Below are 26,304 nucleotides of genomic sequence, written 5' to 3' on the forward strand. Positions count from 1 at the left end.
TGTGGTCAGGCTGACAGGGTCAGGTCGACAGGGTGAGCAGACGGGCGGGGTTGGCGACCAGCATCCGCTCCACGGCGTCGTCTCCGACAGTGGAGCGCAGCCGGGGCAGGTAGCGCTCGCCGAGATAGGCGAGGCCAGGCATGCCGCCGTACGAGATGTATCGGGTGCGGCGAGCGACGTCGCCACCGAGCAGGATGCGGTCGGCCGCGCCGAGCTCGACGACCCGCTCGGTGAGGGCGAGCAGCTCGGCATCCGACCTCGTGCGGGGGCGGGCGAAGCCGTCGTATCCGAGGTACGCGCCGCGCTCGGCGAGCGAGGCGTGCAGCCCGGCATCCAGATCGCGATCGGCGTGCGCGAGCACGACCCGATCGGATGCCACGCCACCCGCCTCGAGCAGATCGAGCACCTCGTGGGCGGCGGTGCAGAACTCCAGGTGCACCATGATCGGCGCTCCGGTCGCCCGATGCGCCGCGGCGACGGCGAGCAGTGTCGTGTGCTCGAAGGGGGTGATGCTCCAGTAGCCGACGCCGGCCTTGAGCATCCCGGCGCGCACCGGTGATCCATCCGGATCTGCGGCACGGGGCACGTCGGGCGTCTCGAACACCAGTGCGTCGTCGACCAGCATGCCGCGCGTCACCTCGGCGACGAACAGCTCGGTCAGGCGCTCGGCGCTCCACACGTGCATCGGGTGGTCGTCGCCGTAGTGCGCCTCGCGGTGGCGCCCGGTGGTCGCGACGACGTGCATCCCGGCGCCGGCGCTGATGCGCGCGACCCCCTCGGGGTCTCGCCCGAGCCCGAACGGGGTGGCATCCACCATCGCCGCGAAGCCGCTGGCCTTCAGCAGTGCGGCCTCCTGCCCGGAGAGGTCTTCGTCGTCGAGCTCGTCGCCCACCAGCAGCGGCGAGATCTGGAAGAGGTGCTCGTGATAGTCCGTCGGCCCGAGCTGCGCCGGGTCGATGTCGCCGAGAACCGTGCGGGCGATCGGCATCAGCGCACCGATTCGGCAGCCTCGGCGAGCTGCTCGACGATCTCGGGGGTGAGGTCGATCTCGAACACGTCGGCGACGACCTGCGACCAGCCGTGGATGAAGTAGCGCCAGCCGTCGATCACGTGCAGACTGCGCGCGGCCTCCTGCGCCCGCGCCTGGTGCAGGAACTCGAGCGACCCTCGATAGTTGAACTCCCAGACCCACGCGCCCTCGGGGAACACGACGTCGTCGGGCAGCGGCGAGCCGGGGCGGTCCTTGCCGAGACCCGTGGCGTTCACGATCAGCGACCCCGCGGGTGCCGCCGCGACGATCGCCGCGGCATCCTGCACCGTGTCGGTGCGCACGTAGGTGATGAGCCCGTCGGGGGTGCCGTGCTGGCGATGCACCTCGCGCAGGTGCTCGAGCTTGTCGTCGTCACGGGCGGTCACGGTGATCTTCGCCGCGGCATCCGCTCGCTCCGCCAGCGCCCAGCTGAGAGCGGTGCCCGAACCGCCGGCGCCGAGGATCACGACCTCCCCTCCGGTGCGGGCGAAGTGGTCGGCCGGCAGGAAGTCGTTCAGGGCGAGGTCGACCGTGAGGGGATCCTTGGCGCGGCCGATCAGGCGGTCGCCCCGCTTCGAGATGCTCGAGATCTCGGAGCACGAGACGGCGAACGGGTCGAGCTCGTCGAACAGGTCGGATGCCGCGGCGAACACGTTCATCTTGTGGGTCGTGACCAGTGCGCCCCGGTGCTGCGGGTCGTCGCGGATCTGCTCGACCATGGCGACGTACTGCTCGGGCGTCGCATCCATCGGAAGGTCGTGTCCGATGAGGTTCTCGGTGGGGAGGCCCAGCACCTCGGCCCACTTCGGGAACACCTTCATGATCGACGACGAGCCGGTGCTCACGCCGACGAAGCCCATGTAGCCGCCGGTCGTGGTCGCGGGGGTCGCGGTGTTCTCGGTGATGGTCATCGCTGGGTCCTTCAGGGTCGGGAAGAGACGGGGTGGGCGGGCGCGGTGCCCGCGAGAACCGCGAGCACATCGTCGAGGGACATCGAGCCCATGTTGTCGACGGCCTGGGTCGTCTGCGCGCCGAGATGCGGTGTCACGGTGACACGGTCGGCGAGGTCGTCGGCGAGCAGCGGACTCGCGCTCGCCGCGGTGTCGCCGGTCAGGGTGTCGGCGGCGTATCCGCCGAGGCGTCCGTCACGCAGGGCGGCGGCGAGTGCCGCCTCGTCGACGAGGTCGGGGCGGGCGGTGTTCACCAGGATCGTGCCGGGGCGGATGCGGTCGAGTCGCGCCGCATCGACGAGCGTCTGCCCGCCCGGGGCGTGCAGGGTGATGACGTCGGCGGTGCGGAACAGCTCGTCGAGGTCGACCGGTTCGGCGCCGCGCTCGGCGATCACGTCGGCCGGCAGGAACGGATCTGCCGCGAGCACGCGTGCGCCGAAACCGCTCAGACGTCGCGCGACGCCCTGGCCTATGCGACCGAACCCGACGATGCCGACCGTGGCGGCTCCGAGCTCGCGACCGCGCCGCACGGCCCAGTCGCCGGCCCGCACGCGGCGATCGCCGTCGGGGATGAACCGGAGCGCCGCGAGCATGAGGCCGACGGCGTGGTCGGCGACGGCATCGGCGTTCGCCCCCGGGGTGTTCGTCACCGGGATGCCGCGCCGCAGCGCCGCGTCGAGATCGACCGCCTCGGTGCCGACGCCGTAGCGGGCCACGACCCTGAGGTGCGGCGCGGCGGCCAGGTGGTCGTCGGTCACCGGACCCGTGCCCGCGATCCACCCCTCGGCGGCAGCGAGCAGGGGTGCGAGCTCGGTGAGCCCGTGGTGGGCGGGGCCCCGGACGATCTCGTGACCGGCGGCCCTGGCTCGCCCGACGAGGTCGAGGTCTCCGTCCGAGAACGACCGGCTGGTCGCGAGGATGACTCCCATCAGGCGCCTCGGGTGGCGGGGGCCTGGGCGAACCACGGCTCGAGCGCGGCGTAGGCGCCGACGAAGCGCGAGTGCCGCTGCGCGTGCACGGCGTGCCGGCCGGCATCCGGAGTGAACTCCGCCGTGACCTCGCTGAGCGCCCGCGCCGCCGAGAAGTCGGCGAGGCCGAGGCCGACGGCACCGGTGACAGCGGCGCCGAGGCTGTTGGCCTCTTCGACGATCGTGCGCCGTCGGATCGGCACACCCCAGACGTCGGCGAGGATGCCGAGCCAGGCGTCGCTCTGTGCTCCGCCGCCCACCGCGTCGATGCGGTCGATCGACGCACCGGATTCGCGGAACGCCTGGATGCAGGTGAGCAGGTTGTACGCGACACCCTCGAGCACGGCTCGGGTGAGGTGCGCGCGGGTGTGGTGACGGGCGAGGCCGACGAAGGCTCCGCGGGCGTGCGGGTCCCACAGCGGGGATCGTTCGCCGAGCAGATAGGGGAGGAAGTAGAGGTCCTCGGTGTCGAGGTCGCCCCCGGCCTCCGTGGTGAGTCGGGCGGTGTCGGGGCGCGCGGGGTCGGGGGAGAGGGCTTCGGCGATCCACTGCACCGAGGCGCCGCCGGCCTGCATGGTCGCGGTCGGCACGAAGGATCCGGGCACGACGTTGTCGAACGTCATGGTGCGCATCTGCGGGTCGTGCAGCGGTGTGAGGCTCGCGAACGAGATCCACGACGAGGTGCCCAGGCACACGTACGCGCCGTCTTCGGGCGCGACGATGCCCGAACCGACGGCGGCCAAGGGGCCGTCTCCGCCGCCCATGACGACGCGGACGGATGCCGGAAGCCCGAGGTCGGTGGCCGATTCGGCGGTGAGGGACCCGGCGATCGTCGTCGATTCGAGGATCTCGGGGAAGAGGGCGGGGTCGAGTCCCGCGGCGGCGAGCACATCGGCCGACCACTCGCCGCGCACCTGGTCGTAGGCGTTGGTGCCCGAGGCGTCGGAGCGCTCGGTGGCGAGGCGCCCGGTGAGACGGTAGACGATGTAGTCCTTCGCGACGCAGAAGTGCCGCACCCGCGCCCAGACATCCGGCTCGTTGTCGCGCACCCACATGATCTTCTCGACCGAGTAGGTGGGGTTCAGTCGATGGCCGAGCACGCGGTAGGCGTCCTGTGCGCCGAGACGCTCTTCGAGCTCACGGGTCTGCGCGCCCGAGCGGGTGTCGGCCCAGATGATCGCGGGGCGCACCGGCTCGCCGTGTGCGTCGAGCAGCACCGTGCCCATCATCTGGCCGCTGACGACGAGTCCGCCGACGGTCGACGGGTCGACGCCCGCACGGTCGATCAGCTGTCGGGTCGCCGAGACGACGGCATCCCACCAGTCCGCCGGATCCTGCTCGGCGATGCCGCCCGCGGCGAAGTGCGCGGGGTACGGCACCGTGACCGAGGTGACGAGGCGTCCGTCGTCATGGTGCAGGGAGGCCTTGTCGCCGGTGGTCCCCAGATCGTGCGCGATCAGCATGGCCGGAGCCTATTCCGCGGAGGGGGACGCGGAATAGGGGCGCAGGTCCACGCCCTCGGTGGCGCGATAGGCCCGAGAGCCCATCCCGTGCTCGAGGACCCAGCCGTAGTCGTGGCCGGCGCCGCCCGGGTACACCGCGAGGAACGAGTAGGGCTCGTCGCCCGTGTTGACCGAGCGGTGCGCCCAGCCCGGCGGGATGTAGCCGATCGTGCCGGGCAGCATGTCGAGCCATTCGGTGCGCTCGCCGTCGAACATGAGCAGCCCGCCGCGGCCCTTCAGCGCGAGGTAGATCTCGCCCTGGTGGTTCGGATGCTGGTGGCCCTTGGTCATCCAGAGCTCTCCCGAGGTGTCGCCGGGCATGATAGTGGTGATCGACTGCGGCAGCTCGCGGTCGACCTCGGGCACGGGAGAGCTGACCACGGTGTAGACGACGGGGTTGTCGCCGGCGGCCGCGGCAGCCCAGGCGTCGGCGTCGAGGAAGAGTCCCTCGAGGTCGGACATGCGCCGCGTCAGAGTGGGTCCCTCCGGGGAGAGCGTGAGCTTCTCGGCGTCGAAGGCGATCGCCATCGGCGAGATCGGGGGAGTGTGGAACTGGGGCATCGGTGCTCCTCGTGCGGATGCTGCGGCGCTGCGCAACCTGTAATGACAAGTTGAGTGTACCTGTGATGACAAGTGGCGTCCAGTGCTCGGATGCGCAGGCCGGGGAGCGCGGGTGTGCGCCTGCTCCTGGCTCGCCCGGACCCGTCGGGCTCGCCATGCGAGTTTCTCCGGAGTCATGGAGCGGAGGCGGCGCGCAGTGCGCGCGCGAGGTGGGCGCGGCCGCCTCTGACGGACTCGGCTGTCACCTCGTCGGCCCCTGGATAGTCGGCATGGCCGGCGGGAAGGACGGCGAGTTCGAGCATCCGCGCCGCGTTCGCGACGCCGAACTGTCCGGGCGGCGGCACGTACGGGTCCCACAGTGCCGCCTCCACGCGCACCGGAACGCGGGCGAAGCCGAGGGCTGACGAGGCGTCGAACCAGCGCAGCGCCTCGCGTGCGTCGGGATGCGCGGCGACGTGATCGCGCACGGTCTCCCCGCTGCCGAGGCAGTGAACGGCGAGGCGCTCGTCGTACTGCCCGAAGCTCGGGACGATGAGGGTCGCCCCGATATACCGGTCGTCCCACGGCAGGGCGAGCGCTCCGATGCCGCCGCCGAAGCTCTCGCCGACGTAGTAGAGCGGCACGCGTCCGACGAGCGCGGTCAGGGCATCCGCCGCGAGCCAGAGGTCGCGGGCGCAGAGTCCCAGCACGTAGTCGTCGGGGTTCTCGATCCCGGCCAGCACATGCTCGGCCTGGATCTCGGGGGCGCCGATGCCCGTGTTCAGCGTGGGCAGCCCGCGGGCTACGGGGAAGATCGCCGCCGCATCCTCGGGAATACGAGCGAGGTCGATCGCATCCCGCCCGCCGTATCCGTGGCTGTGCACGACGCCCACCCGCGCGGGCGGCGAGACGGGCTCGACGAGCCAGGCACGCAGTCGGATGCCGTCGACTCCGGCGTGCTCGATGATCGACACCCGCCGGCCGTGGATGCTCTCGGTGGACAGCACGGCGGGTGCGGCATCCACCGTCTTCGCCTGTGCGCGCCACGCCTGCCATCGCGCGGTGAAGCCGTCCGGCGCTGGAACCGGTGCGATCTCGCGGAGCGTGGCGAGCGTGTGTCCGTAAGCGGCGTCGAACTCGGCGTCGGGGAACCAGGTGTCGTAGGGAGGGGGGAAGGTCATGACGAGACGACGCTACCGAACGTCCTCCGGATGCCGCTGCTCAGGCGCTCGCGCGCCGCGCACGATACGCCGCCACCGCGTTGCGATTCGTGCAGGTCGTCGAGCAGTAGCGCTTCGACCGGTTGCGGGACAGGTCGAGAGCGAGCGCCTCGCACGTGTCGTCGGCGCAGATCGAGATGCGGGATCCCTCGTCGGTGCGGATGACGTCGATCAGCGCCATCGCGGTCTCGATCAGCACGCGCTCGGCGAGGGGGCGCTCGTCGGCGACGGCGTGCAGGTGCCAGTCCACGCCGTCATGGCGCACGAGTCGCGGCGCGAGAGACGCTTCGGCCAGCGCGGCGTTGACGTGCTCGGCCATCTCGTCTCGTGGCGCGATGAGCATGGAGCGCAGGCGCGGGCGGATCGCACGCAGCGAGGAGAGCTCGGCGTCGTCGCGGTCGAGGCGGCCGGAGTAGGGGAAGTCCGCGAGAAAGGCGTCGTAGTCGGCGAGCGTCTCGAGGGTCTCGGGCTCTTCCGCCGAGTTCACGAGCCGGACGGCTGCGCGGAGCGCCTCTTCCGTGTCATCGGTGAAGTTCATGTTGACACCTTACAACGTGCACGAGTAGCGTCACCTGTCATGAGCGAAGTTGCGAATGACATCTCGATGCGCGGCGTGCGTTTCGGTCTGCCTCTGGCGATCGGCGCGGCCTTCGCGTTCGGGATGTCCGGCGCCTGGGCTCGCGGGCTCATCGATGCAGGGTGGACGCCCGGTGCTGCCGTGACCGCGCGTGTCTGGGTCGCCGCACTCGTGCTGCTCGTGCCGACGGTCCTGTCGCTGCGCGGGCGGTGGGCAGTGCTCCGCAAGAACGCCGGGATGGTCGCCGCCTACGGACTGCTCGCCGTCACCGCCACGCAGCTCTGCTACTTCCAGGCCGTCGCCGTGATGGACGTCGGCCTCGCACTGCTCATCGAATACACCGCGCCTATCGCCGTCATCCTCTGGCTGTGGCTCCGCCGGGGCGAGCGGCCGAGTCGGCGCAGCGTGATCGGCGCGGCCATCGCCTTCGTCGGACTCGTGCTGATGCTCGACATCATCACCGGCGCCGAGGTCGATGTCGCCGGCATCCTCTGGGCACTCGCCGCGATGGTGGGTGCGGCGACGTACTTCCTGCTCTCGGCCAAGGCCGACACCGGACTGCCTCCGATCGCGCTCGCCGGGGGTGGGCTGCTGCTCGGCACGATCGCGCTGACGGTCGCCGGACTCGCCGGCATCCTGCCCATCGCCTGGACGACCGACGACATCACCTATCGCTTCGGCACCGTGCCGTGGTTCGTGCCGGTGCTCGCGATCGGCCTGATCGCGACGGCACTCGCCTATGTGCTCGGCATCGCGTCGACGCGAATGCTGGGCTCCCGCCTCGCATCCTTCGTCGCGCTCTCCGAGGTGGTCGCCGCGCTGCTCTTCGGCTGGCTGCTGCTCGGACAGCTGCCCGATCTGCTGCAGGCCCTCGGCGGGGCGCTGGTGCTGGTCGGCGTCGTCGTGGTGAAACTCGGCGAGCCGCGTCCCGCCGAGTTCGTCGAGCCGGTGCCGGATGCCGTGGAGCGGCCGCAGCGGTAGCGCAATGTATACGCGAAGCACCCGATAGCCGCGCCCCTGATCATCGAAACGTATTTGTGTATACACTGAGGGCATGAGCTCTGTCGCCGATCGCATCACCGCCGGCGATCGAGCCCACGCCGCGCTGCTCGAGGAGATCCAGTCCGGCGCCCTCCCCGCGGGGTTCGTGCTCGGCGAGGTCGAGCAGGCCGCCCGCCTCGGCATCAGCCGCACCCCGATGCGCGAAGCGCTGCGCCGCCTCGCCGCCGACGGCCTCGTCGTGCAGCAGTCGCCGCGAGTGACGGTGGTCGCCGACCTGGATGCGGACGACATCCGCGCGCTGTTCGAGATCCGCCGCGCGCTCGAAGAGACCTCCGCCCGACTCGCGGCCCAGCGGGGTGACGCCGCCCTCTTCGCCGCCCTCGCCGACGAGTTCGCGCACGTCGACCTCACCGCCGTCGAGGGCCGCGACGCGTACTACGCCCTGATCGCCCGCTTCGATGCCGCTCTCGACGGTGCGGTCGACAACGACTACATCGCCTCGGCCCTGCGCACCGTGCGCACCCACCTCGTGCGAGTCCGCCGCATGGCCCGCGACAAGCCGGCCCGCCTCGCAGCCTCAGCCGCCGAGCACCGAACGATCGCGCAGGCCCTCGCCGCCCGAGACGGTGACCTCGCCGCCCACGCCACGCACGTGCATCTGCACAATGCGCTGACCGGCATCCTCGACTCCCTGACCGCCAACCCAGAAGGTGTGAAATGACCGTCACCCACCACGTCCGCGTCCACCGCAGCGATGAGAACCTCCCCCGCGAAGACCAACTCGCCTGGAAGATCGCCGAGGTCGCCGCCGACCCGGTCGAGGTCGAGCAGGACGTCACCGACATGATCATCAACCGCATCATCGACAACGCGTCGGTGGCCGCGGCATCGCTCACCCGCGGGCCCATCAACGCGGCTCGCACCCAGGCGTTCAGCCACCCCGTCTCGACCGGCGGCATCGGCGCCACGGTCTTCGGCGCGGCGCTCGACCACCGCACCAGCCCCGAGTGGGCGGCGTGGGCCAACGGCGTGGCCGTGCGCGAGCTCGACTATCACGACACGTTCCTCGCGGCCGAGTACTCGCACCCGGGCGACAACATCCCGCCGATCCTCGCCGTCGCCCAGCACGTGCAGGCCGACGGCCGCGCGCTGCTGCGCGGCATCGCCACCGGCTACGAGATCCAGATGGACCTCGTGCGCGCGATCTGCCTGCACAAGCACAAGATCGACCACGTCGCGCACCTCGGCCCGTCGGCCGCCGCCGGCATCGGCACGCTGCTCGGGCTCGACGTCGAGACGATCTACCAGGCCGTCGGTCAGGGCCTGCACACCACCACCGCCACGCGTCAGAGCCGCAAGGGCGAGATCTCGACCTGGAAGGCGCACGCCCCGGCCTTCGCCGGCAAGCTCGCCGTCGAGGCGGTCGACCGGGCGATGCGCGGTCAGACGAGTCCCGCGCCGATCTACGAGGGCGAAGACGGCGTGATCGCCTGGATGCTCGACGGCAAGGACGCCGCTTACGAGGTGCCGCTTCCTGCCGCGGGCGAGGCGAAGCGCGCGATCCTCGACTCGTACACCAAGGAGCACTCGGCCGAGTACCAGGCGCAGGCGTGGATCGACCTCGCCCGCAAGCTCGGCACCGAGAACCCGGCGCTGCGCGACCCCGCCAACATCGAGGCCGTCGTGCTGCACACCAGCCACCACACGCACTACGTGATCGGCTCGGGTGCGAACGACCCCCAGAAGTACGACCCCACTGCATCCCGCGAGACGCTCGACCACTCGATCCCGTACATCTTCGCGGTCGCGTTGCAGGACGGCGGCTGGCACCACGTCGATTCGTACACCCCCGAGCGGGCCGGTCGCGCAGACACGGTCGCCCTGTGGCACAAGATCACCACGGCCGAGGATGCCGAGTGGACCCGCCGCTACCACTCCGAAGACCCCGACGTGAAGGCGTTCGGCGGTCGCGTCGAGTTCCGCCTCACCGACGGCACGACCGTGGTCGATGAGATCGCCGTCGCGGACGCGCACCCGCTGGGCGCTCGTCCGTTCGCCCGCGAGAACTACATCGCGAAGTTCCGTCTGCTGGCCGAGCCCGTGCTCGAGCCCGCGGAGATCGAGCGGTTCCTCGAGCTCGTGCAGCGTCTGCCCGAGCTCACGGCCGCGGAGGTCGGCGAGCTGTCGATCATCGCGAAGCCCGGCCTGCTCGAGGGCGCCGATGCCCCGAAGGGCCTGTTCTGATGCTGTATTCGCACGTCACCCCGGCCGAGAAGCGCCGTCTGTTCCGCGAGCGGCTCGCGAGTGGCGAGCTGCTGCGCTTCCCCGGCGCGTTCAATCCGCTGAGCGCCCGGCTGATCGAGCAGAAGGGCTTCGACGGGGTCTACATCTCGGGTGCGGTGCTCTCTGCCGACCTCGGGGTGCCCGACATCGGCCTCACCACGCTGACCGAGGTCGCCGGTCGGGCCAAGCAGATCGCGCGGATGACCGACATCCCCGCGATCGTCGACGCCGACACCGGTTTCGGCGAGCCGATGAACGTCGCCCGCACGATCCAGGAGCTCGAGGATGCCGGCCTCGCCGGCACGCACATCGAAGACCAGATCAACCCGAAGCGTTGCGGCCACCTCGACGGCAAGAGCGTCGTCGACGAGAGCACGGCGATCCGTCGCATCCGCGCCGCCGCCGACGCTCGACGCGACCCGAACTTCCTCATCATGGCGCGCACCGACATCCGCGCGGTCGAGGGACTCGAGTCCGCGATCGATCGTGCGAAGGCGCTGGTGGATGCCGGGGCGGATGCCGTCTTCCCCGAGGCGATGCGCACCCTCGGCGAGTTCGAGGCGATGGCGAATGCGCTCGACGTGCCGATCCTCGCCAACATGACCGAATTCGGCAAGAGCGATCTGTTCTCGGTCGACCAGTTGCGGGATGCCGGTGTGAACATGGTCATCTGGCCGGTGTCGCTGCTGCGCATCGCGATGGGCGCGGCGGGCGGTGCGCTCGATACGCTGAACGAGGAGGGGCACCTCACCTCGAAGCTCGGTGAGATGCAGCACCGTGCCGATCTCTACGACCTGATCGACTACGAGTCCTACAAGCAATTCGACTCCGGCGTCGCAGGCTTCACCGTCACGAAGGAGTGAGCATGACCGAGCCGGACATCAAGAAGGGCCTTGCCGGGGTCGTCGTCGACACGACCGCGATCTCGAAGGTCAACCCCGAGACGAACAGCCTGCTCTACCGCGGATATCCCGTGCAGGAGCTGGCGGCGTCCCAGCCTTTCGAGGCGGTGGCCTACCTGCTGTGGCACGGCGAGTTGCCGACGGCCGACGAGCTGGCCGCTTTCCGCGCGGAGGAGCGCCTCCATCGCGCTCTGACCGACAGCGTGAAGACCGCGATCGACCTGGTTCCGCTCGACGCGCATCCGATGGACGAGGTGCGCACGGCGGTCAGCCTGATCGGTGCCTCCGACACGAACGCGGGCGGATCGGTGCTCGATGCCGGCGGCAGCCCGGAGGAGAACCTCGAGCGCAGCATCCGTCTGTTCGCCGCTCTCCCCGCGATCGTCGCGTACGGTCAGCGCCGCCGCCGGGGGCAGGAGACGATCGCACCGCGCGACGACCTCGACTACTCGGCGAACTTCCTCTGGATGACGTTCGGCGAGGAGCCCGATCCTGTGGTCGTCGACGCGTTCAACCGCTCGATGATCCTGTATGCCGAGCACTCGTTCAACGCCTCGACGTTCACGGCCCGCGTGATCACCTCCACCCTCAGCGACCTCTACTCGGCGGTGGTCGGGGCGATCGGCGCGCTCAAGGGGCCGCTGCACGGCGGCGCCAATGAGGCTGTGCTGCACATCTTCGACGAGATCGGCGAGGCCTCGAACGTCGTGCCGTGGCTCGACAAGGCGCTGGCCGAGAAGCGCAAGATCATGGGCTTCGGGCACCGCGTCTACAAGAGCGGCGACTCGCGGGTGCCGACGATGAAGGCGGCGCTCGACACCCTGGTCGAGCACTACGACAAGGCCGAGGTGGCTGAGCTGTACGACGCTCTCGAGTCGGAGTTCGTGGCGCGCAAGGGCATCTACCCGAACCTCGACTACCCGTCGGGTCCTGCCTACAACCTCATCGGCTTCGACACCCTCACCTTCACGCCGCTGTTCGTCGCGGCGCGGGTCACAGGGTGGACGGCGCACATCATCGAACAGGCCGGTGCGAACGCTCTGATCCGCCCGCTGTCGTTCTACGACGGCGTCGACGAACGCCACATCGAGAACTGATCGGCGCACCGGCCCGGGTCGACGAACCCGGGTCGGTCGCCGGATCAGGTGCCGCATTCCGCGGCGCGACGTCAGCTCGCGCGCGGGAGGGTGCCCAGCTCCGTGCCGGACGCGTCCTTGATCACGAGGACGTCGCCGTCGATCTCGACCGCACGCACGCCCCGCATCCAGCCGTCCACTCCGGGGCACGCCTTCAGCGTCGAGGCGAATCGGGCGAGATCGACACGGTCGCCGTTCACCGAGTAGGTCGTCGTGATGCCGTTGCAGCCGTCACTGCCGTGCACCTCGCCGTCGGCGGTGAACTCGAGGTGCGGCTGACCGGAGGCATCCTCTCCCCACAGTCCGACGAGCTTCTCGACGACGGCGCTGTCTTCGCCGTTCGGGTCGGCGCTCGACGTCGGCGCACTGCTGGGGCCGCCGGTCGCGCAGGCTGCGCCCATCACGGCGAAGGCTCCCAGGATCGCGAGGCCGACGAGGGTGCGTGCTCTGCGGTGGGTGCTCATGATGGCCATGGTAACCGTGTCGTCTGCGAACGCAATCCGTTGTGCGGCGGGCGGTCGTCCTGCCGTATCGCAAACGAGAGTGCCAGGTCAAGAGGCGAAATTCTGGTAAACAATTTCCCCATTCTGTGGATTTACTGGGTACTCTGCATGAGATCCCTGTTCGTCCTGACGGACTGGATCGTGCTGATCGGGGGGCCAGCGTCTCATTTCACGCCCTACCCGGGAAGCGGCGGTTCTGTGCTCGACGAGCACTGCCGACTATGAAACTGACTGACGATCCGTGACCAGCAAGGACATACATCACATGAAGCACAGAGTGACAGGTCGACGCCCGCTGGCGTTGACCGCCGCCGCCACGATCGCCCTCTCGGGCCTGCTCGTGGCGGGACCGGCCTACGCCGAGGATGGCGCAGAGCCGACCCCGACTCCCGCTCCGACCGCGACGTCGGACGTCCAGGCCCCGGCTGAGGACGCACCCGTCGAGGATGCTCCGCCGGCTGACCTGGTGAAGCTCGCCGACACGGCCGCTGACCATGGCGTCGAGTTCGTGGCGAGTGGTACGACCGCCGATGGCCAGCAGATCACGGTGGTCTCCGAAGACGGCGCGACTGATGACGCGGCCATCGAGGCCTTCGCCGCAGAGGCGGAAATCCCGGCGGCTACCGTCGTGACGCTCGGAGGAACTCCGAAGGTGTTCGCCGAGGGTGACGTCGTCGGTGGACAGGGATACCTGAGCGTCGACCAGGACCAGGGCCTCTACAACTGCTCCGTCGGATTCGCCGCATGGAGCCCCGAGCGCACCCCTGCGCTGCTCAGCGCAGGGCACTGCGCGTTCGATGCCGACGACCGCCCGATGCTCGGAACGCTCTGGAGCATCCCGAGCGAGCAGCCGGCAGCCGGAGGCGACGATGAGCTGCCCACGACGCCCGAGGTTCTCGGCACCTTCGGGTTCGCTCAGTTCGGCAGCACGAACAACGCGCCGGGCTCGGATGGTGACACGAACGCGACCGACATCTCGGTGATCGATGTCGCAGCGGGTACCAACCCGCTGCCGCTCGTCACCGACTGGACCACGGCCACCGACGCTTACGACTCGCTCGCAGAAAGCGGATATGCGGTCAAGGCCGTCGGCGCGGCCGTTCCGGGTCCCGTCGCGAAGAGCGGTCGTACGACCGGCTACACGGTGGGTGCGATCAACGGAAACCACATCGTCGACGGCTGGGCACAGATCGAGGATCGCTGGGTGCAGGGCTTCTCGAGCAACACCGTGGCCGGCCCCGGCGACTCGGGCGGAGCTGTCATCCAGGGCGGCACCGCTGTCGGACTGATCTCCGGCGGTATCGAGGCTGAACCTGGCGTCGAGCAGTGGACCTGGTCTGCATCGCTCATCGCGGCTCTCCCCAAGACCGGTGGTTACGAGGTCGCACTCGACCTCGACGCCCCGATCGTCACCAGCCCGACTTCCGGCGCTGAGGTCAACCCCGGGGCCACCATCAAGGGAACCGCTCCCGGATCCGACACCGTGACCGTCACCGGACTCGGCGCAGAGCAGACCGTCGACGTCGTCGACGGAGAGTTCTCGTTCGTCGGCCCCGTCGGACTCGGTGCCGCTGAGCTCACCATCACCGGCGTGAACGGCCTCAGCACCTCGCCGACCACCACGCTGAACGTGACCGTCGTGCCGGCCCCGCTGGTCGCGCCGGTCATCACCTCGCCCGCCGACGGATCGACCGTCAACGAGACGGTCACCGCGATCAGCGGCACCGGCCTGCCGACCACCGCCATCACGGTGACCGACGCCCAGACCGATGACGTGCTCGGCACCACCGAGGTCGCCGCAGACGGTTCCTGGACCGTCGACGGACTCACCCTCGAGTACGGCTCGCACAGCGTCGTCGTGACGCAGACCCGCACGATCGACGGCGAAGACGAGGTCTCGCCTGAGGCCACCTCGTCGTTCTCGGTCATCCCCGTCTCGCCGGCCGTGACCTCGGTCGCGAACGGCGCGGAGTTCGCCCACAACGACGGTCCTTCCGGACTCGCCGGCTCGGGCATCGACGGAGCGACCGTGACGGTGAAGCTCACCGGCGCCGAGCCGACCACGGCGAACACGGCGGCCCTCGCGGGCGCCTTCGCCGCGGCGAGCGGCACGTTCACGGCCACTGTCGAGGACGGCGCCTGGAGCGTCGACTTCGGTGCGGCTCTCGAGTCGGGCACCTACACGGTCTCGGCCACGCAGGCCATCGACGGCGTCTCGTCGGCTCCGACCGACCTGGCGTTCGCTGTTCTCGCCGCACCGGTCGCCGGCGGTGGCGGAGCCGCTCCCGCTCCCGGTGAGGGTGGCGCAGCCGCCCCGGGTGACGGCGGTCTCGCCGCGACCGGTTCCGACATGCTCGTCCCGCTGACGGCCGGAGCCATCGCGCTCGCCCTGCTCTCGGGCGGACTGCTGCTGGTCGTGCGTCGTCGCCAGCAGATCCAGAGCTGATCGCCTGATCACGATCTGACGGAGTGACCGGCCTCGGCCGTGAACCCCATCGCTGAGAAGCCCGGTATCGATCGATACCGGGCTTCTTCGCGTCTGCGGGGTGCTTCGTGGTGCAGGCGCGCGGGATGCCGGACACGCAGAAGGCCCGACATCGGAATCCGATGCCGGGCCCTCTCCTGTCGAGCCGAACCTCAGGCGAGTTCGATCACCGACCATGACAGCGGCGGCAGCGTCGCACGCACCGACCCGTCGACGACCTCGGCGGCGCCGAGCGGCACCATGTGCACGGCATCCTGCGTGGTCTCGAGGTTCGCGGTGCGACGGTCGCCACCCTCGGGGATCGTCAGCGTCTCGGCGTTCACGACGCGGAGGCCGGTGAGGCCGCGCAGCTCGACGGTCAGGTCGCTCTCTTCGGTCAGCGAGCGGTTCGCGACGAAGACCACGACTCGTCCGGTCTCCTCGTCCCACGTGGCCGCGGCATCAACCGAGTTGACTCCGCCGTAGCGCTTCGTCTCGATCTGCGGAGCCGCCACCGCGAGGCGCAGGATGCGGCCCTTGGCGAGACGGGCCATGCGCTCGAAGGGCCAGAAGCTCGTCTGACGCCAGGCCGGACCGTTCTCCTCCGAGCGGATCGGCGCGATCACGTTCACGAGCTGCGCCTGGTTCGCGATCTTCACGCGATCGCCATGACGCAGCAGGCTGTTGAGCAGCGTGCCCACGACGACGGCATCCGTCACGTTGTAGGTGTCCTCGATCAGGCGCGGGTGCTTCTTCCACCCGGCCTTCGCGATCTCGACCGACTCGACGTCGTTGAACTTCACCTGGTCCCACACGTTCCACTCGTCGAACGAGATGTCGACCTGCTTCGTGTGCTTGCCCGCCGCCTTCACCGCATCGATCGTCGCGATGACGCCGTCGATGAACGCATCCATGTCGACCGACTCCGCGAGGAACGACTCGGCGTCGCCGTCATGCTCCTGGTAATACGCGTGCATCGAGATGAAGTCGACCTCGTCGTACGCGTGAGTCAGCACCGTGTGCTCCCAGGTGCCGAACGTCGGCATCGACCGGCCGGACGAGCCGACGGCGACGAGCTCGATCGTCGGGTCGACGAGCTTCATGGCCTTGGCCGACTCCTGCGCCAGCCGCCCGTACTCCGTCGCGGTCTTGCCGCCGATCTGCCAGGGGCCGTCGAGCTCGTTGCCCAGGCACCACAGCTTGATGTCGAAGGGCTGCTCGGCACCGTTCTTGCGGCGAAGGTCCGACCAGTACGTGCCGCCCGGATGGTTGGCGTACTCCACGAGCGACCTGGCCTCCTCGACACCCCGGGTTCCGAGGTTGATGGCCTCCATGACCTCGACATCGGCATCCTTCGCCCAGTCCATGAACTCGTGCAGGCCGAAGGCGTTGGTCTCGATCGTGTGCCAGGCGCCGTCGATGCGCACCGGGCGGTCTTCGACCGGGCCCACCCCGTCTTCCCAGCGGTAGCCCGAGACGAAGTTGCCTCCCGGGTATCGGACCACGGTCGGACCCATCTCCTTCACCAGGGCGAGGACGTCCTGACGGAAGCCGCGCTCGTCTGCCTGCGGGTGCCCCGGTTCGTAGATGCCGGTGTACACGCAGCGCCCCATGTGCTCGACGAACGACCCGAAGAGCCTCCGGGGGACGTCGGCGATGGTGAAGTCGCGATCGATGGTGATGCGGGCCTGAGACATTGCTCTCCTTGTTTCTGGCTCTCGAGCCGGGTGGGGGACTACTGACCGCCGAAGCCGCTGGTCGCGACGCCCTTGACGATCTGCTTCTGGAAGATGATGAACACGATGATCAGCGGCAGCGCCGCCAGCACGGCCTGAGCCATCACCTGGGCGTACTGCACGCCGTAGGCACTGATCACCGTCTGGAGGCCGACCGGCAGCGTCATCAGCGTGGTGTCGTTGATGACGAGGAACGGCCAGAGGAAGTTGTTCCAGGCGCCGATGAACACGAAGATCGCGACGGATGCCAGGATCGGGCGCGACAGCGGCAGCACGATCGACCAGAAGATGCGCAGTCGGCTGGCGCCGTCGACCCGGGCGGCGTCTTCGAGCTCGATCGGGATCGCGTCGAAGAAGCGCTTCAGGATGAACACCATGGCCGGCGCAACGACCTGCGGCAGGATCAGACCCCAGTAGGTGTCGATCATGTTGAACGCGAGCATCTCGTAGAACAGCGGGATGATGAGCACCTGCGGCGGCACGACGATCGAGGCGATGATGGCGACGAACAGCCACTTGCGACCGGTGAAGTCGAGCCGGGAGAAGGCGTAGGCGGCCAATGCCGAGATCGTGAGCGTGATCAGGGTCACGGCGATCGACGTCCACAGGCTGTTGAACGCCCAGGTGTAGACGTTGCCCTGCGACAGGATCGCGGTGAACGCCTCGATCGTCGGGCCCGAGGCGCCGATCCAGGACGGGTCGCCGCTGGCGGCATCCGTCTCGGTCTTGAACGCCGTCGCGATCGCCCAGAGGAAGGGCAGCAGCCAGCCGACCGCCAGGACGATGAGGACGACGAGTGCGCTGATGCGCAGCACGCCGAACGGCTTCTCGCCCGGCAGGTGCGGGCGACGGGCCCGCGCGGGCTTGGTCGTCGTGATGGTCTCGGTGAGAGTGGCGGTGGACATCACAGCTGCGACTCCTTCCGGCGGCGCGTGATCAGAGCCTGCGCGACGCCGATGATGACGATGAGGGCGAAGAACACATAGGAGATCGCGGCCGAGTAGCCGAATCGGTAACTGACGAAGCCGGCTTCGTAGATGTACTGGACGATCGAGCGGGTCGTGTCACTCGCGACACCGCCGAGCATCTGGTACGCCTGATCGAAGAGCTTGAGCGACGCCAGGATCTGCAGGATCAGGATCAGGACGGTCGCCGGTCCCAGCTGCGGAAGAGTGATCGACCAGAACTGGCGCCACGGTCCCGCGCCGTCGAGCGACGCGGCCTCGTACTGCTGCGGCGGGATGTTCTGCATCGCCGCGAGGTACAGCAGGAAGTTGAATCCGACCGTCCACCAGACGGTGGCGATCACGATCGACAGCATGTTGGTGTCGGGATTCTGGAGCCAGGCGAGCGGCTCGAGACCGAAGAACTCGAGGATGTTGTTCGCGGCACCGATCTGCGGGTTGAAGATCCACACCCAGATCTGCGAGATCACGGTCGAGGCGAGCAGATACGGCATGAAGAACGACAGTCGCCACAGCCACTGACCCGGGATGCCGCGGTCGACGAGCGCCGCCATCAGCAGAGCGATCACGACGAGCGGCACAGTGGACAGCAGGGTGAACCACACCGTGTTGCCCATCGACTGCCACATCTTCGGATCCGTCAGCGCCTCGGCGTAGTTCGCGAAGCCGATGAAGGAGCCGCCGGCTCCCGTGAGCGATTGGTCGGTGAAGCTGAGGATGATGCCGTGCACGATCGGCCAGGCGAGGAACAGCACGAACGCGAGCAGGAACGGAGCGAGGAACGCCCAGCTGATGAGCTGCTCGCGGTTGCGGGAGCCGGCGCGACGGATCGGGATGGCGGCCTTCGAGCCGGTGACGATGGTGCGCGTGGAGTCGGTTGCCGTGGTCATGATGCGAACGTCCCCTCGGGGTCTGCCGGGTTGGGCTGACGGAGCAGGGTGTTCACCCGTGCCTCGAACCGGTCGATCGCCGCCGCGGGGTCATCGCCCGACAGCAGGACGCCCTGCACCGCGGCGCCGAACTCGCCCTGGAAGTTGGAGCCCGATCCGGTGAACCACGCGGTGGGGTCGTACACGACGTGCTGCGCGGCCTCGGCGTAGTGGGCCTGGGGGACGAGATCGGCGTACTCGGGGGACTCGGTGACCGGCAGGAAGGCGGGGATGTGCCCGGCCTCGGCCCAGCCGAACGAGCCCTTGAGCATGTCGGCGACGAACTGGTACGTCAGGTCGCGCTTCTTCTCGTCGGCGTTGGTCTGATGCGGCAGCACGAACGAGTGCGAGTCGGCGTAGACCGCCGGGGTGCCGTAGAGCGTGGGGATCATGGTCGCATCGAACGGGATCTCCGCGTTCTGCATGGTGCGGAGCTCCCAGACGCCGGTGAACAGCATGCCGCTCTTGCCGGTCGCGAACTCGGCGACGGCGCTGCCGTAGTCGGCCTGGGCGAGGGCGATCTCGCCGTCGAGCAGGGTGCGCATGAGCGAGAGGGACTCGACCGCGGCATCCTTGTGGATCACGGCCTTGCCGCCGGCGGGCAGCTCCATCGCACCGCCGTGCTGCGAGTAGAAGGTGTAGAAGAGGCGCCACATCTGCGCGCCGTCGCCGAGATATCCGTACGACAGCGCGTGGCCGTCGGCTTTGCCGCCGATCGTGCGCAGCTGCTCGACGAACTCCTCGGGAGACGACGTCTCTGCGAGGCGACCGTCGCTGTCGAGCACTCCGGCGGCATCGCAGATGTCGGTGTTGAACATCGCGACGAACGGATGCGCGTCGAGAGCGACGCTGTACATGTTCTCGCCGACGAAGCCCTTCTCCCAGATGGGCTTCGGGAACGTCGATGCGTCGACGCCGAGGTCTGCCAGTCGGTCGAGATCCCACGGGTCGAGCAGACCGCCGGGGGCCCAGCCGACCGTTCGGGTGGCGTGCATGATCGCGACGTCGGGGGCGCGGCCACCGGCGCCCGCCATCGCGAGCTTCGTGTAGTACGGGGTGCCCCAGGCGAGCACGGTGGGGCGGATGCGGTACGCGTTCTGCGCCGCGTTCGCGGTGTCGAGCAGTTGCGACATGGTGACGCCGTCGCCACCCGAGAGCAGATGCCAGAACTGGAGGGTCGTCGTGTTCGAGCCCGGGACTGTTCCGGGGGCGCAGCCGGCGAGCAGCGCCGCGGCGGCCGTGACGGAGGCGGCAGTCAGGAACTGCCGTCTGGACATATCGAGCGGGGGCGTCATCGTCACTCCTTCGTGACAGCGGGCGGGGTCGGGGTACATCATTACATCGATGTAATCAGCGGCGCAAGAGTGAGCCGATGCTTCCGGGCCGCGTCAGGGGCGGTAGCCGCGCGGGGTGCCCCGCGTGCTGTCGCGCTCGAGCAGATGATGCGAGAGGGTGAGCGCGCGCGGGGGAGCGGAGCGGTCGTCCATGCGCGACTCGAGCAGCGTGAGGGCCGCGTCGGCGAACGCGCGACGATCGAAGGCGATCGTCGTGAGCGAGGGCGACGTGTACCGCGAGAACTCGACATCGTCGAAGCCCGTCACGATCACATCGTCCGGCACGCTCACGCCGTGATCGTGCAGCGCGTGCAGCGCTCCGAGCGCGAGCGAGTCGGTGAAGGCGATGATCGCGTCGAATGCCACACCCCGCCGGAACAGCGTGGCGACGCCATCCGCCCCACCCGTCATCGACCACGGCATCGGGTTGATCTCGAGAGCGGTGTCGCGCGGGATGCCGACCTCTCGCAGCGCGTCGTGCACGCCCTCGAGTCGCAGGCGACCTGTGGCGGTCGCGACCGCCGCGTCGTCATCGGCGCCGATCACCGCGATGCGGGTCGCCCCGCGAGACAGCACATGCCGGGTCACGTCAGCGGCGGCGCGGCGACTGTCGATCCGCACGTGGTCGGCCCTGTTCTGCTCGACCTCCCCGAGCACGACGAGCGGGGGCAGCCGGTCGGCGTACTTCAGCACGCTGTCCTCGAGGCGGATGGGGTTCAGGATCAGCCCGTCGACCAGGTGCGCGCGAGCGCGCGAGACGAGCTCCCGCTCGCGTTCGGGATCGGTCGCGGTCTCCTCGATCTGCACCGCCAGGCCCCGATCGTGCGCAGCGTCGACGATGCGATGCATCAGCTCGGCCGAGAACGCGGTGGCGAGGTCGGGCAGGGCCACGGCGATGATGCCCGAGCGGCCCTTGCGGAGCCCGCGGGCGTTGAGGTTGGGCACGAAGTCGAGCTCCACCATCGCCGACTCGACCCTGAGCCTCGTCTCCTCGCGAACGGCGACCGTGCCGGTGACGACGTTCGAGACCGTCTTGGGTGAGACGCCGGCAAGTGCGGCGACGTCCTTCATCGTCGCGCGCGGCGGCGGCATCGCAGTCATCCGGTCAGCCTATCCATGCGCGTGCCGAGCGCGGTGCCTCTCCGATGGTGGGCGAGGCTGCCGTGGCTACTATGGCCCGATGACCATCGAACGCAACTGGGCCGGCAACCTCACCTATCGCGCATCCGCGATCGAGCACCCGAGCTCGATCGATGAGCTGCAGGGACTGCTCGCCCGGGGCGGGGCCGTGCGCTTCCTCGGGTCGCGGCACTGCTTCAACGACATCGCCGACACCGACGGGGTGCTCATCGCGCTCGACCGGCTGCCCGTCGTGTTCGAGGTCGCCGACGCCCGTGACGCCGTGCGCGTGTCGGGTGGGCTGCGCTACGGGGACCTCGCCCCGTTGCTCGATGCGGAGGGGCTCGCGCTCGCGAACCTCGCCTCGCTGCCGCACATCTCGATCGCGGGAGCCGTCGCGACCGGAACGCACGGCTCGGGCGACGCGACGGGATCGCTGGCCTCCGCCGTGCGCGCGCTGACGATCATCACGCCGGCAGGGGAGATCCGCTCGCTCGCTCGCGGAGACGACGACTTCGACGGCGCGGTCGTCAGCCTCGGCGCACTCGGAGCGGTCGTCGACGTGACGCTCGATGTCGAGCCCGCCTACGAGGTCGCCCAGCACGTGTTCGAGCATCCGTCGTGGGATGCGATCCTCGCCGACTTCGACGAGGTGACGAGCATCGGAACGAGCGTCAGCATCTTCTCGCGGTGGGAGCACACCGACGTCGCCGACCAGATCTGGGTCAAGCAGCGACAGCCCGAGGCGCGCGAGAACACCCGCGCCGATCTCTTCGACCGACTCGGAGCGGAGCCTGCGACAGCGAAGCGGCATCCGATCATCGGCGTCGACCCGGTGGCCTGCACCGAGCAGCTCGGAGTGCCGGGGCCGTGGTTCGAGCGTCTCGCGCACTTCAAGCTCGAGTTCACGCCGTCGGCGGGCGCCGAGATCCAGAGCGAGTACCTGGTGCCCCGCGCCGATGCGGCCGCCGCGATCCAGGCGGTCCGCACCCTCGCCGGCCAGATCGCGCCGCTGCTGCTCGTGAACGAGATCCGCACGGTCGCCCCCGACTACCTCTGGCTGAGCTCATCGCAGGGTACGGATGCCGTCGGCATCCACTTCACCTGGAAGCCCGACGAGGCGGCCGTTCGCGAGTTCCTGCCGACGCTCGAAGCGGCACTGCCCGAGACCGCCCGCCCGCACTGGGGAAAGGTGTTCACGCTCGATGCCGCCGAGGTGCGCTCTCGCTACTCGCGCTGGGATGACTTCGCCGACCTCGCGGCGCGGTTCGACCCCGAGCGCCGACTGGTGAACCCGTACCTGGAGCGCCTGGGCCTCTAGCGCCTGCCGCTGCCGCGGGATCCATTGCACCACCGGGGTTGTTCTCGGTAACATTCTCCGAGGCTCGGCCGACGGAGGTGTGCATGGCGAACGTCGGTTCAGACAAGCCCAACATCCGTCAGGTGGCGACCATCGCGGGCGTCTCGCACATGACGGTCTCGCGTGTTCTCAACGATCACCCGAACATCAAGCCCGACACGAAACGCCGCGTGCTCGAGGCGATCGAGGAGCTCGACTACCGCCCGAACCTCGTCGCGCGGGCTCTCGCCACGCAGCGCACCCGCCGGATCGGCGTGATCGTCGAGAGCGCGGTGGCGCACGGTCCGACCAGCATCCTGCGAGCCGTGGAGCTCTCCGCACGTGCCACCGGATACTCCGTCACGCCGATCGCTCTGCACGAGGGCGACCCGCTGTCTCCGCAGGAGGCGGTCGACAATCTCGTGACCCAGGGAGTCGATGCGCTCTGCGTCATCGCGCCCCGCTCGTCGTCCGTGGCGGCGCTGCGCCGCATCGCCATCACCGTGCCGATGCTGGTCGTCAAGGCAGACGCCGACCCGACGTTCCTCACCGTGTCGATCGACCAGCATGCGGGCACGACATCCGTGGTCGACCACCTCGTCGCGCTCGGCCACCGCGATATCCTGCACCTCTCGGGTCCGCTCGACTGGCTCGACGCGAGGGCGCGGGAGCGGGCCTTCCATTCGCGGGCCAAGTCGTGGGGCATCCGCGAACGGCCCATCGTCGTCGGCGACTGGTCGGCCGACTTCGCCTACGACTTCGCGAAGGGGCTCACGCGGCTGCCCGACTATACGGCGATCTTCGCCGCGAACGACGACATGGCGATGGGGCTGATCCACGGTCTGCACGACCGGGGCTTCGAGGTGCCGCGGGATCTGAGCGTGGTCGGCTTCGACGACATCCCGCTGGCGCGGCACTTCATCCCGCCGCTCACGACGGTGCGCCAGGACTTCGGGGCGCTGGGCGTCGCAGTGGTCGAGATGCTGCGTGCGGCGATCGAAGGGCGGGACATCCCCACGCTCACGCGGATCCCGACCGAGCTCGTCGCCCGCGGCTCATCGGCCGCACCGCGGGAGGTGCGATGACCTCCGACCGTGGTCCCGCGCCGGTCGTGCGGCTCGCGGGCATCACGGTCGAGTTCCCCGGCGTGCGCGCGCTCGACGACGTCGACTTCCGGCTGTTCCCCGGCGAGGTGCATGCCGTCATGGGCGAGAACGCCGCCGGCAAGTCCACCCTGGTCGCGGTGATCACCGGCACCCTCGCGCCGGAGGAGGGCACGGTCCTCGTCGACGGCGAGCCCCGTCGGTTCTCGGGGGTCGCCGACAGTCGAGCGGCGGGGATCGCGACGGTGTTCCAGGAGACCCAGCTGAGCCCGAATCTCAGTGTCGCGGAGAACGTGATGCTCGGGCGGGAGCGCCGAGGACGGTTCGGCATCGACTGGCGGAGGACGAGAGCGGATGCCGCGGAGGCGCTGGCCAGACTCGGGCTCGACGGCCTCGATCCGAAGACGCCGCTCTCGCTGCTCACGCCTGCGCAGAAGCAGCTCGTCGCACTCGCGCGCGCGGTCGTCGACGAGCCGAGGGTGCTCGTCCTCGATGAGCCCACCTCCAGCCTCGACGTCGCCGAGGTCGCGACCCTGATGCGCGTCATCCGCGGTCTGCGGCAGCGGGGGGTCGCGATCCTGTTCATCTCGCACTTCCTCGAGCAGGCGTTCGCGATCAGCGACCGCATGACCGTGCTGCGCAACGGGCGGCGCGTGGGGGAGTATGCGACGCGAGACCTCGACCGGGCCGACCTGATCTCGAAGATGCTCGGCAAGGACATCGACAGCCTCCGAGCGCTCGGCTCTGAGCGCAAGGCCCACCACTACGCGTACGACGGAGAGCCCGCGATGCAGGCGTCCGGTGTGGGGCGACGCGGTGAGCTCGAGCAGATGGATGTCGAGATCCAACGCGGAGAGATCGTGGGCCTCGCGGGGCTGCGGGGTTCCGGGCGCACCGAGCTCGCGTCGCTGCTCAGCGGTTCGACGCGGGCCGACAGTGGCGAGCTCTGGGTCGACGGCGAACGGGTGCAGCTGCGGAGCCCGTCGGCGGCGCTGCGACACCGGATCGCGCTGTCGGCCGAGAACCGGGGGACGCAGGGCATCATCGGCGAGCTCACGGCGCGCGAGAACATCATCCTGTCGCTGCAGGCGCTGCGCGGGTGGACTCGTCCGCTCTCGCACGCGGAGTCGCGGGGACTTGTCGAGACGTACGTCGAGGCCCTGCATCTGGATCCCGCCGACCTCGACCGCCCGGTCGGCCTGCTCTCGGGCGGAACCCAGCAGAAGGTGCTGCTGGCCCGTGCGCTGGCGGTGCGTCCGCACGTGCTGATCCTCGACGAGCCCACTCGGGGGATCGACATCGCGGCGAAGATCGATGTCCAGAGACGCATCAGCCAGCTCGCCGGTGACGGAGTGGCCGTGGTCTTCATCTCGTCCGAACTCGAAGAGGTGGTGCGGCTGAGCGATCGCATCATCGTGCTGAAGGACCGCGAGAAGATCGGCGAGCTCAGCAACGGTCCTGGTGTCACGGTCGACAGCGTGGTCGAGATGATCGCCGCTGAGCTCAGCCACAGCGTTGAGCTGTGATCGGTAACAAGATCTTTCGCTTCCTACATCGTTGATTTTCGTTCGACCTCTTGTGTTCCAGAAATTGTTCCCGGTAACATCACCGCAGGACATGCGATGCAGGTGTCCTGCAATCACGATCGGACCATGACTGGTCCACCACCGCCGGAGTGACCACCGGCATCTCAACGAGGAGAAGAAATGTCCGCGAAGAAGCGCATTCGCATCGCGTTCGGCCTGGCAGCAGTCGGCGCACTCACCATCGGCCTTGCGGCCTGCTCGACCGGCGACTCGGGCGACGGGGGTGGCGACGGCGACGACGTCACCACGGTCGGCTTCGTGGCCGTCGGTCCCGAGGGCGCATGGCGCGAGGCCAACGAGCAGAACATCCAGGACACCTTCACGGAGGAAGCCGGATACGACCTCAAGTACGCACCCGCCACCAACCTCGACCAGAAGTCGCAGATCGACGCGTTCACGTCGTTCGTCGACGAGGGCGTCGATGTGATCCTGCTCTCGGCCACCGAGGCCTCGGGCTGGGAGGACTCGCTCAAGCGCGCACAGGAGGCGGAGATTCCCGTCATCCTGCTCGACCGCGGCATCGAGCCCGACGACGACAGCCTGTACGTCACCCGCATCGCTCCCGACAACGTCGAGGTCGCGAAGGAGGTCGGCACCTGGGCTGCGGCGACGTTCCCCGACGGAGGCAACTACGTCGTGCTCGAGGGCCCGGCCGGCGTCGGCGTCGTGAACGAGCGCAACACCGGCTTCGACGAGGGCCTCGGCGACTCGTCGCTCACCAAGCTCGACGCGCAGACGGCGAACTGGTCGGCGGAAGAGGGCAAGAGCGTCTTCGAGACGATGCTCAAGTCCTCGAACAACGACATCCAGCTCGTGTTCGCACAGAACGACGAGATGGGTCTCGGCGCTGCGCAGGCCGCTGAGGAAGCCGGCCTGGTGGTGGGCGAGGACGTCAAGATCGCCACGATCGACGGCACGAAGAACGCCATGCAGGCGCTCGCCGACGGCCAGCTCAGCTACGTGCACGAGTACAACCCGCTCTTCGGCGAGACGGCCCTCGAGGTCGTCGAGAAGACTCTCGCCGGTGAGGACGTCGACTCGTACATCGTCGTCCCCAGCGAGGCGTTCGATTCCGCAGAGGCGGCACAGGCCGTGCTCGCCGACCGCAAGTACTGA

General features: G+C 69.2%; 23 protein-coding genes. 10 read left to right on the forward strand and 13 right to left on the reverse strand.

Annotated features, from left to right (window positions below; translation table 11 throughout):
• Positions 1–19: 19 nt before the first annotated feature.
• From ACZZZF_RS13250 to ACZZZF_RS13280, 7 genes are all read right to left on the reverse strand, one after another.
• A complete protein-coding gene (locus tag ACZZZF_RS13250) occupies positions 20–988 on the reverse strand; it encodes a phosphotriesterase family protein (RefSeq protein ID WP_463498744.1) in 969 nt (322 codons plus the stop codon).
• Complete coding sequence (locus tag ACZZZF_RS13255; RefSeq protein WP_463498747.1) at positions 988–1,941, reverse strand: shikimate dehydrogenase family protein; 954 nt, start codon at positions 1,939–1,941, stop codon at positions 988–990. Before ACZZZF_RS13255 ends, ACZZZF_RS13250 begins: the two co-directional genes overlap by 1 nt.
• An 11-nt stretch (positions 1,942–1,952) precedes the next feature.
• Positions 1,953–2,909, reverse strand: a complete 957-nt coding sequence (locus tag ACZZZF_RS13260) for a phosphoglycerate dehydrogenase (protein WP_463498750.1) — start codon at positions 2,907–2,909, stop codon at positions 1,953–1,955.
• On the reverse strand, positions 2,909–4,411 hold the full coding sequence (gene xylB, locus ACZZZF_RS13265) for a xylulokinase (protein ID WP_463498752.1): 1,503 nt from the start codon (positions 4,409–4,411) through the stop codon (positions 2,909–2,911). The genes ACZZZF_RS13260 and xylB overlap by 1 nt, the downstream gene beginning before the upstream one ends.
• 9 nt (positions 4,412–4,420) lie before the next feature.
• Positions 4,421–5,011, reverse strand: coding sequence for a glucose-6-phosphate isomerase family protein (locus ACZZZF_RS13270; protein WP_053097935.1), 591 nt, complete (start codon positions 5,009–5,011; stop codon positions 4,421–4,423).
• Positions 5,012–5,184: 173 nt separating this feature from the next.
• The gene (locus ACZZZF_RS13275) at positions 5,185–6,171 is read right to left on the reverse strand and encodes an acetylxylan esterase (protein WP_463498755.1); all 987 of its coding nucleotides are present in this window, start codon (positions 6,169–6,171) and stop codon (positions 5,185–5,187) included.
• A 40-nt stretch (positions 6,172–6,211) separates the two neighbouring features.
• Positions 6,212–6,748, reverse strand: coding sequence for a CGNR zinc finger domain-containing protein (locus tag ACZZZF_RS13280; protein ID WP_285363413.1), 537 nt, complete (start codon positions 6,746–6,748; stop codon positions 6,212–6,214).
• 39 nt (positions 6,749–6,787) lie between these two features.
• Here ACZZZF_RS13280 and ACZZZF_RS13285 point away from each other — a divergent pair, with 39 nt between their 5' ends.
• The 5 genes from ACZZZF_RS13285 to ACZZZF_RS13305 all read left to right on the forward strand — a co-directional run bounded on the left by ACZZZF_RS13285 (position 6,788) and on the right by ACZZZF_RS13305 (position 12,071).
• Positions 6,788–7,768, forward strand: a complete 981-nt coding sequence (locus tag ACZZZF_RS13285; protein ID WP_463498758.1) for an EamA family transporter — start codon at positions 6,788–6,790, stop codon at positions 7,766–7,768.
• A gap of 73 nt (positions 7,769–7,841) precedes the next feature.
• The gene (locus tag ACZZZF_RS13290) at positions 7,842–8,510 is read left to right on the forward strand and encodes a GntR family transcriptional regulator (protein WP_056280558.1); all 669 of its coding nucleotides are present in this window, start codon (positions 7,842–7,844) and stop codon (positions 8,508–8,510) included.
• Positions 8,507–10,033: an MmgE/PrpD family protein gene (locus ACZZZF_RS13295; RefSeq protein ID WP_463498761.1), complete on the forward strand. Its 1,527-nt coding sequence runs from the start codon at positions 8,507–8,509 to the stop codon at positions 10,031–10,033. The genes ACZZZF_RS13290 and ACZZZF_RS13295 overlap by 4 nt, the downstream gene beginning before the upstream one ends.
• Positions 10,033–10,935 (forward strand): methylisocitrate lyase, encoded by a 903-nt coding sequence (prpB, locus tag ACZZZF_RS13300; protein ID WP_053097922.1) that lies wholly within the window; start codon positions 10,033–10,035, stop codon positions 10,933–10,935. The genes ACZZZF_RS13295 and prpB overlap by 1 nt, the downstream gene beginning before the upstream one ends.
• Positions 10,936–10,937: 2 nt before the next feature.
• Positions 10,938–12,071: a bifunctional 2-methylcitrate synthase/citrate synthase gene (locus ACZZZF_RS13305; protein ID WP_463498764.1), complete on the forward strand. Its 1,134-nt coding sequence runs from the start codon at positions 10,938–10,940 to the stop codon at positions 12,069–12,071.
• A 71-nt stretch (positions 12,072–12,142) separates the two neighbouring features.
• On the opposite strand, the gene ACZZZF_RS13310 is transcribed toward ACZZZF_RS13305, so the two are convergent.
• Positions 12,143–12,574, reverse strand: coding sequence for an META domain-containing protein (locus tag ACZZZF_RS13310; protein ID WP_162253870.1), 432 nt, complete (start codon positions 12,572–12,574; stop codon positions 12,143–12,145).
• A gap of 304 nt (positions 12,575–12,878) precedes the next feature.
• On the opposite strand from ACZZZF_RS13310, the gene ACZZZF_RS13315 reads away from it, so the two are divergent.
• The gene (locus ACZZZF_RS13315; RefSeq protein ID WP_463498767.1) at positions 12,879–15,059 is read left to right on the forward strand and encodes a S1 family peptidase; all 2,181 of its coding nucleotides are present in this window, start codon (positions 12,879–12,881) and stop codon (positions 15,057–15,059) included.
• 191 nt (positions 15,060–15,250) lie between these two features.
• Here the strand turns inward: ACZZZF_RS13315 and arfA are convergent, their stop codons facing one another.
• From arfA to ACZZZF_RS13340, 5 genes are all read right to left on the reverse strand, one after another.
• Entirely contained in the window at positions 15,251–16,774 is a 1,524-nt protein-coding gene (arfA, locus tag ACZZZF_RS13320) for an arabinosylfuranosidase ArfA (RefSeq protein ID WP_463498769.1), read from the reverse strand.
• A 38-nt stretch (positions 16,775–16,812) separates the two neighbouring features.
• Positions 16,813–17,718: a carbohydrate ABC transporter permease gene (locus ACZZZF_RS13325; RefSeq protein ID WP_053097912.1), complete on the reverse strand. Its 906-nt coding sequence runs from the start codon at positions 17,716–17,718 to the stop codon at positions 16,813–16,815.
• Positions 17,718–18,668 (reverse strand): carbohydrate ABC transporter permease, encoded by a 951-nt coding sequence (locus tag ACZZZF_RS13330; RefSeq protein ID WP_053097910.1) that lies wholly within the window; start codon positions 18,666–18,668, stop codon positions 17,718–17,720. The genes ACZZZF_RS13325 and ACZZZF_RS13330 overlap by 1 nt, the downstream gene beginning before the upstream one ends.
• Positions 18,665–20,002 carry an extracellular solute-binding protein gene (locus ACZZZF_RS13335; protein ID WP_463498772.1) on the reverse strand — a complete coding sequence of 446 codons (1,338 nt, stop codon included), beginning with the start codon at positions 20,000–20,002 and terminating at the stop codon, positions 18,665–18,667. Before ACZZZF_RS13335 ends, ACZZZF_RS13330 begins: the two co-directional genes overlap by 4 nt.
• Before the next feature lie 93 nt (positions 20,003–20,095).
• Positions 20,096–21,142 carry a LacI family DNA-binding transcriptional regulator gene (locus ACZZZF_RS13340; protein ID WP_056280575.1) on the reverse strand — a complete coding sequence of 349 codons (1,047 nt, stop codon included), beginning with the start codon at positions 21,140–21,142 and terminating at the stop codon, positions 20,096–20,098.
• Positions 21,143–21,221: 79 nt separating this feature from the next.
• On the opposite strand from ACZZZF_RS13340, the gene ACZZZF_RS13345 reads away from it, so the two are divergent.
• The 4 genes from ACZZZF_RS13345 to ACZZZF_RS13360 all read left to right on the forward strand — a co-directional run bounded on the left by ACZZZF_RS13345 (position 21,222) and on the right by ACZZZF_RS13360 (position 26,304).
• Positions 21,222–22,481: a D-arabinono-1,4-lactone oxidase gene (locus ACZZZF_RS13345; protein ID WP_463498775.1), complete on the forward strand. Its 1,260-nt coding sequence runs from the start codon at positions 21,222–21,224 to the stop codon at positions 22,479–22,481.
• An 83-nt stretch (positions 22,482–22,564) separates the two neighbouring features.
• Positions 22,565–23,584, forward strand: coding sequence for a LacI family DNA-binding transcriptional regulator (locus ACZZZF_RS13350; protein WP_053097905.1), 1,020 nt, complete (start codon positions 22,565–22,567; stop codon positions 23,582–23,584).
• Positions 23,581–25,128 carry a sugar ABC transporter ATP-binding protein gene (locus ACZZZF_RS13355; RefSeq protein ID WP_463498778.1) on the forward strand — a complete coding sequence of 516 codons (1,548 nt, stop codon included), beginning with the start codon at positions 23,581–23,583 and terminating at the stop codon, positions 25,126–25,128. Before ACZZZF_RS13350 ends, ACZZZF_RS13355 begins: the two co-directional genes overlap by 4 nt.
• Before the next feature lie 180 nt (positions 25,129–25,308).
• Positions 25,309–26,304 carry a substrate-binding domain-containing protein gene (locus tag ACZZZF_RS13360; protein WP_463498781.1) on the forward strand — a complete coding sequence of 332 codons (996 nt, stop codon included), beginning with the start codon at positions 25,309–25,311 and terminating at the stop codon, positions 26,302–26,304.

This window comes from Microbacterium sp. AC215 (genome assembly GCF_979258645.1).

Excerpts from the sequence above, each read along its gene's own strand:
- ACZZZF_RS13250 (WP_463498744.1), bottom strand. The coding sequence starts at position 988 with ATGCCGATCGCCCGCACGGTTCTCGGCGACATCGACCCGGCGCAGCTC.
- ACZZZF_RS13255 (WP_463498747.1), bottom strand. The coding sequence starts at position 1,941 with ATGACCATCACCGAGAACACCGCGACCCCCGCGACCACGACCGGCGGC.
- ACZZZF_RS13260 (WP_463498750.1), bottom strand. The coding sequence starts at position 2,909 with ATGGGAGTCATCCTCGCGACCAGCCGGTCGTTCTCGGACGGAGACCTC.
- xylB (WP_463498752.1), bottom strand. The coding sequence starts at position 4,411 with ATGCTGATCGCGCACGATCTGGGGACCACCGGCGACAAGGCCTCCCTG.
- ACZZZF_RS13270 (WP_053097935.1), bottom strand. The coding sequence starts at position 5,011 with ATGCCCCAGTTCCACACTCCCCCGATCTCGCCGATGGCGATCGCCTTC.
- ACZZZF_RS13275 (WP_463498755.1), bottom strand. The coding sequence starts at position 6,171 with ATGACCTTCCCCCCTCCCTACGACACCTGGTTCCCCGACGCCGAGTTC.
- ACZZZF_RS13280 (WP_285363413.1), bottom strand. The coding sequence starts at position 6,748 with ATGAACTTCACCGATGACACGGAAGAGGCGCTCCGCGCAGCCGTCCGG.
- ACZZZF_RS13285 (WP_463498758.1), top strand. The coding sequence starts at position 6,788 with ATGAGCGAAGTTGCGAATGACATCTCGATGCGCGGCGTGCGTTTCGGT.
- ACZZZF_RS13290 (WP_056280558.1), top strand. The coding sequence starts at position 7,842 with ATGAGCTCTGTCGCCGATCGCATCACCGCCGGCGATCGAGCCCACGCC.
- ACZZZF_RS13295 (WP_463498761.1), top strand. The coding sequence starts at position 8,507 with ATGACCGTCACCCACCACGTCCGCGTCCACCGCAGCGATGAGAACCTC.
- prpB (WP_053097922.1), top strand. The coding sequence starts at position 10,033 with ATGCTGTATTCGCACGTCACCCCGGCCGAGAAGCGCCGTCTGTTCCGC.
- ACZZZF_RS13305 (WP_463498764.1), top strand. The coding sequence starts at position 10,938 with ATGACCGAGCCGGACATCAAGAAGGGCCTTGCCGGGGTCGTCGTCGAC.
- ACZZZF_RS13310 (WP_162253870.1), bottom strand. The coding sequence starts at position 12,574 with ATGAGCACCCACCGCAGAGCACGCACCCTCGTCGGCCTCGCGATCCTG.
- ACZZZF_RS13315 (WP_463498767.1), top strand. The coding sequence starts at position 12,879 with ATGAAGCACAGAGTGACAGGTCGACGCCCGCTGGCGTTGACCGCCGCC.
- arfA (WP_463498769.1), bottom strand. The coding sequence starts at position 16,774 with ATGTCTCAGGCCCGCATCACCATCGATCGCGACTTCACCATCGCCGAC.
- ACZZZF_RS13325 (WP_053097912.1), bottom strand. The coding sequence starts at position 17,718 with ATGTCCACCGCCACTCTCACCGAGACCATCACGACGACCAAGCCCGCG.
- ACZZZF_RS13330 (WP_053097910.1), bottom strand. The coding sequence starts at position 18,668 with ATGACCACGGCAACCGACTCCACGCGCACCATCGTCACCGGCTCGAAG.
- ACZZZF_RS13335 (WP_463498772.1), bottom strand. The coding sequence starts at position 20,002 with ATGACGCCCCCGCTCGATATGTCCAGACGGCAGTTCCTGACTGCCGCC.
- ACZZZF_RS13340 (WP_056280575.1), bottom strand. The coding sequence starts at position 21,142 with ATGACTGCGATGCCGCCGCCGCGCGCGACGATGAAGGACGTCGCCGCA.
- ACZZZF_RS13345 (WP_463498775.1), top strand. The coding sequence starts at position 21,222 with ATGACCATCGAACGCAACTGGGCCGGCAACCTCACCTATCGCGCATCC.
- ACZZZF_RS13350 (WP_053097905.1), top strand. The coding sequence starts at position 22,565 with ATGGCGAACGTCGGTTCAGACAAGCCCAACATCCGTCAGGTGGCGACC.
- ACZZZF_RS13355 (WP_463498778.1), top strand. The coding sequence starts at position 23,581 with ATGACCTCCGACCGTGGTCCCGCGCCGGTCGTGCGGCTCGCGGGCATC.
- ACZZZF_RS13360 (WP_463498781.1), top strand. The coding sequence starts at position 25,309 with ATGTCCGCGAAGAAGCGCATTCGCATCGCGTTCGGCCTGGCAGCAGTC.